Source organism: Candidatus Electronema sp. TJ (genome assembly GCF_048287355.1).
Lineage (GTDB): Bacteria > Desulfobacterota > Desulfobulbia > Desulfobulbales > Desulfobulbaceae > Electronema.
The window spans coordinates 1-4,411 of the sequence record NZ_JBLWEP010000043.1 but is presented as its reverse complement, the minus strand read 5'-3'; the positions used below and the strand labels follow the sequence as shown (position 1 = coordinate 4,411).

The window sequence follows — 4,411 nt, the reverse complement described above, 5'->3', positions numbered from 1 at the left end:
GTCAATCACGTCATCAGCTATCTTCTGCTCACCTTGCTTGTCACCTCGGAAGCTGGCTGGCTGACGCATCAACTCATCGGCAGCGCAGGCGTATGGAACGAGCTGGTTTGGGGACTGATACCAGCAGGCATGGTGCTGCTGACGCACAATCGCTGGCTGGAAACCCGCTGGCCCCTCGCTGAGCAGGCCAAAGCGTATCAGCGGCACGGCGCAGGAATATTGGCAGCCCTCCTCTGGCTCTGGCTGCTTTCCGGCAGCTTCAGCAGCGCAGGCGACGCGCCGCCGCTGCCTTTCATTCCTCTACTCAATCCGCTGGAATTGAGCCAGCTCGCAGTGCTGCTCCTGCTGGTCTGGTGGCTGCTGCGCCATCGCCTGCTGCCGGAACCCGCACTGGCCGCCTTTGGCGCAGGCACAGCCTTTCTCTGGCTCAATGCAGCCTTGGCCCGCGCCGTGCATCATCTCGCCGGAATCTCCTTTGATATGGACGCGATGCTTTCATCCCGCCTCTACCAGACCGCGTTGGCCATCCTCTGGGCCTTGCTCTCGCTGGCCCTGATGACCGCCGCAGGCCGCCGTCAAAGCAGGGCGCTCTGGTTCACAGGCTGTATTCTGATCGGGGCCACAGTGCTCAAGCTCTTCCTGATTGATCTGGCCAACAGCGGCGCAGTGGAGCGGATTGTCTCCTTTCTCTCTGTGGGCATCCTGGTCATCGTCATCAGCTATTTCTCGCCCCTGCCCCCGAAAAAGGAGGAAGCTCCATGAACCGTCTGCTTATTCTCTTGCTTATGCTGGCCGCAGCACCTTGTTTGGCCAAGGATGATCCGCAGCCGCTGCGGTTGGAAGATTTTGCCTACGGCATGGAACTGAAGGTGAAAGGCAACAGCCCGGTGGCCAGCCTGAGCCTGCCCGCCGAGGTCTATCAGGGCTGTGTCCGGCCTGATCTCGGCGATCTGCGGGTTTTCAACAGCAATGGTCCGGTGCCGCATCTGCTCCGCCCGCCGCAGCCGGAACAGGCCGCCCATCCCGCGCAGAGCCTGCCTTTTTTCCCTCTTTCCACACCCAGCGGGCAGGGCAGGGCGGCAGATATTGGCATTGCCATCGGCAATAACGGCGCACTCATTGCCTTCAGCACGGGCGGAGCAGAAAAGGCGGAGCAGGCCATTGCGGCCTATATTCTCGACAGCTCCGCCCTAAAGCAACGTCCTGACTGGCTGGAATTTGCTTGGCAAGGGCAGGGCAGGCAGTTCTCAGTGTCGGTGCAGCTGGACAGCAGCGATGATCTGAACAGCTGGCAGCCTTTGGCTTCGGCGGCTTTGGCCGAATTGAGTTTCGGCGGTCACAAGCTCCTGCGCAACCGGATTGAGCTGGACGGAAAGGCGGAAGGGAAATACCTGCGCCTCACCTGGCCGCAGGGCAAGGAGGGCATCAGCCTGAGCGCGGCGCAGGCCGGTTATGAAAGCGAAACACGGGCGCAGGCCCGCTCGCTGCTGCCGCTGAACGGAACGCCTGATCCCGCCGCCGCGCCGGGCCGAGCCGCGTGGCTCTACAGCACCGGCGGCTTCTTTCCGGCAGACCAGCTCAATATCCGCCTGCCGGAGCAGAATGCGCTGGCGGAGTTCGCCATTTTCTCCCGTCCGGATGAGCAGGCGGCTTGGCAGCGGCGGGCTTCGCTGCTCGCTTGGCGGCTGACAGTTGACGGGGTGAAGCTGGAAAACGGCTTGCTTCATCTCGCGCCGGTCACTGACCGCTACTGGCGGCTGGAAACTGAGGCTGGCAGCAGCGCGGCTCCGGTTTTAGAGCTGGGCTGGCTGCCGGGCCAGCTCGTTTTCATGGCCCAAGGCGGGCCGCCTTACACCCTGGCCTATGGCCGAGCCGGGCTGGAGCCTGTCCGCTCACAGGTGGGGCAGCTCCTCAAGGCGGCAGAGCCGGTCAGCGGCAGCAAGCTGATTGAGGCTGCCCAAGCCGAGCCGCAGCGGGTGCTGGCTGGCCAAGCGGCCTTGGAAATAAAAAAAGAATTCCCCTGGCGCGTCTGGCTGCTCTGGGCCGGACTGATCGCCGGGGTGCTGGTGGTAGGGGCAATGGCCTTGAAGCTGTTCCGGGAGATGAACGGACGAAGCAAGGAAACAGCCTGAAGCCCCGTCTATAGCTGGAGCAGAAGAGAATTCATGTTTATGACGCTCCGACTGTAGCCCGCTCCGCTCCTCGCCAAAGATGAAGAACGGCTGGCGGAAAATGCTCCGCAGCAGGCTGGAGACGCGCCGTTCCACGTTTGGAACAAGGCATCCGACACTTCGGATGAGGCATTCCACGCTTGGAATGACCCATTCGACACTCGGAATGAAGCATTCGAAGCTTCGAATGAGGCGTTCCACGCTTCGGATGAGCCATCCTGCGCTTGGAACGAGGCATCCGAAGCTTCGGATAAGGCATTCGACGCGTGGAATGAGCCGTTCGATGCGTGGAACACGGCATCCCAAGCAGGAAATCCGGCAGTTCGAGCCGAGCGGGAACTCCCATGAGCATCAGGAAATTCCTCCCTGCGGCCGGAATGACAGCGCATGGTCATTGCATGATGCTCCACTATGATAACCTGCCGACTCTTCTCCGTCTGTCAAGTTGCGGCGGACGAGACGTTTGCCGCTTGATTTATCCGGGCAAGACTGTACAATTTTCCGCATCCGCAGTCCGCTGACAGAACACCCCCACGACCATGACCGACGAGAAAGAGAATTCTGCGCCCGCAGACGCGCCTGATTTTGGCGAAATAGAGATAGGCGGCGCAGCCCCGCACAGGCCCCGTACCCGCAGCGTGGCAGCCGCGCCCACGCCGTCCAGCCCTGCCGTGCCGCCGGAGAAAAAGTCTGCCCGGCAGAAAAAAGCCTACCGCTCCGGCGGCAGAGGCCGCCTCTGTCTTGTTTCGCTCCTGCTGCTGCCGCCTGCGCTGCTGCTTTTCTGGCTGATCGGCGCATTCTACCTGCTGCCGCTTTATGTGCAGGGGCCGCTGGCCGAAAAATTAAGCCGTCAGCTCGGCAGATCGGTCACTGTGGGCCAAGCCAGCCTCGCGCCTTTCAAGCTGATTCTGCGCCTGCACGAGATCACTGTCGGCCCTGCCGCTGACCGCACAGACGAGCCGGAGCTGGCCCGCATCGCTTCGGCAGAGGCCCGCATCCGGCCTTCCGGCCTGCTCAAGGGACAGCTTCTGCTGGAAGATGTCAGTGTCGACCGCCTGCGCACCAGTCTGATCCGCCGCCGCGACGGCAGCTTCAATGCTCTGCCGCAAAGCGGCCTCTTCAGCGGTTTCAGCCTGCTGCCGCCTTGGCTGCATCTGCGCGACCTCCGCCTGCACCGCAGCACGGCGCATTTTTTTGATCAGCCCAGCGGCAAAAAGCATCTGATCGAGCATATTGAATTTGTCCTGCCAGCGGCCGGACAGAACCTTGATCCCAGCCTGAGCGCGGTGGTCAATTCCAGCCCGCTTCAGCTTGTCGGCCAGCGGCAGAAGGACGGCGGCGGCCCGGAAACCCGCTTGACCCTCAAGCTGGATAATCTTGACCCGCAGCAGTATCTCGGTCTTTTCCCGGAGATAGCCAAATCCATCAGCTTGAGCGCGGAGCGGGCCGATGCGGTGCTTGAGATCAGCCTGCGCGAAAACGGAGCCGCCGACGAAAGGCTGAACGCGACCGGCTCTGTCACCTTCTCCAACCTGCTTCTCCAGTCCGCCGATTCTGAGGAGCGGCCCGATCAGGCGTTCCGTCTGACTTCGCCAACCGCTCATGTCATACTCCGGGCCAATCCCCTTCAGCGGCAGTATGCCGTGGATGAGCTGCTGCTGGAGGAGCCGCAGCTTGACCTGCCGTCAAGCATGGCCGGGCTGCTGGACGGCTCCGCGCTGGCCGCCAAAGCCGCCGTCCTGCTCAACCCTGCGGAGCTTGGCCTTGCTGTGGGCAAGCTGACCTTAAACAAGGGCCATGTGCGCAGCGGAGGGCAGGAATGGACTGACGTGCAGCTTGAGCTGACCGGCTTCAAAAATCTGAAGGCCGCCGCTGAGGGAGAAGACGAGGCCGCCCGGCTTTCCCTCACGGCCCGCAGCGGTGCATCGTCGCTTGCTTTCACGGGCGCAGCAGATTCCACTTTCAACCTGAACGGCAACTTCAGCCTCCAGCACATGCAGGCTGACTGGCTCCGTCCCTTTCTCCCCGCAGATAATGGTCTGCGTTTTGCCAAAGGCGGCGCGGACATCACAGGCGCACTGCAGATGGAACAGAGGGCTGAAGGCGGACCAGTGCTGACTGTCACCGGCGGCGCAGTGACCCTGCGCGATTTTTCCTTGCAGCAGAAAAAGGCAGCACTGCTGACCGCCAGAAGCCTGAATGGCTCAGACTGCGTTCTTGACGGTGCGGCCCAAAGCATG

3 protein-coding genes are annotated in these 4,411 nt (G+C 62.1%); all 3 read left to right on the top strand.

The window, feature by feature from the left end:
* Positions 1-762, top strand: a 762-nt coding sequence (locus ACNKID_RS05055; RefSeq protein WP_417912343.1) for a DUF2339 domain-containing protein, incomplete at its 5' end; no start/stop codon positions are given.
* Positions 759-2,132, top strand: a complete 1,374-nt coding sequence (locus tag ACNKID_RS05050; protein WP_417912342.1) for a DUF3999 domain-containing protein — start codon at positions 759-761, stop codon at positions 2,130-2,132. The genes ACNKID_RS05055 and ACNKID_RS05050, both read left to right, overlap by 4 nt.
* Before the next feature lie 578 nt (positions 2,133-2,710).
* On the top strand, positions 2,711-4,411 hold a 1,701-nt coding region (locus ACNKID_RS05045; protein WP_417912341.1), incomplete at its 3' end, for a hypothetical protein.

Excerpts from the sequence above, each read along its gene's own strand:
- ACNKID_RS05050 (WP_417912342.1), top strand. The coding sequence starts at position 759 with ATGAACCGTCTGCTTATTCTCTTGCTTATGCTGGCCGCAGCACCTTGT.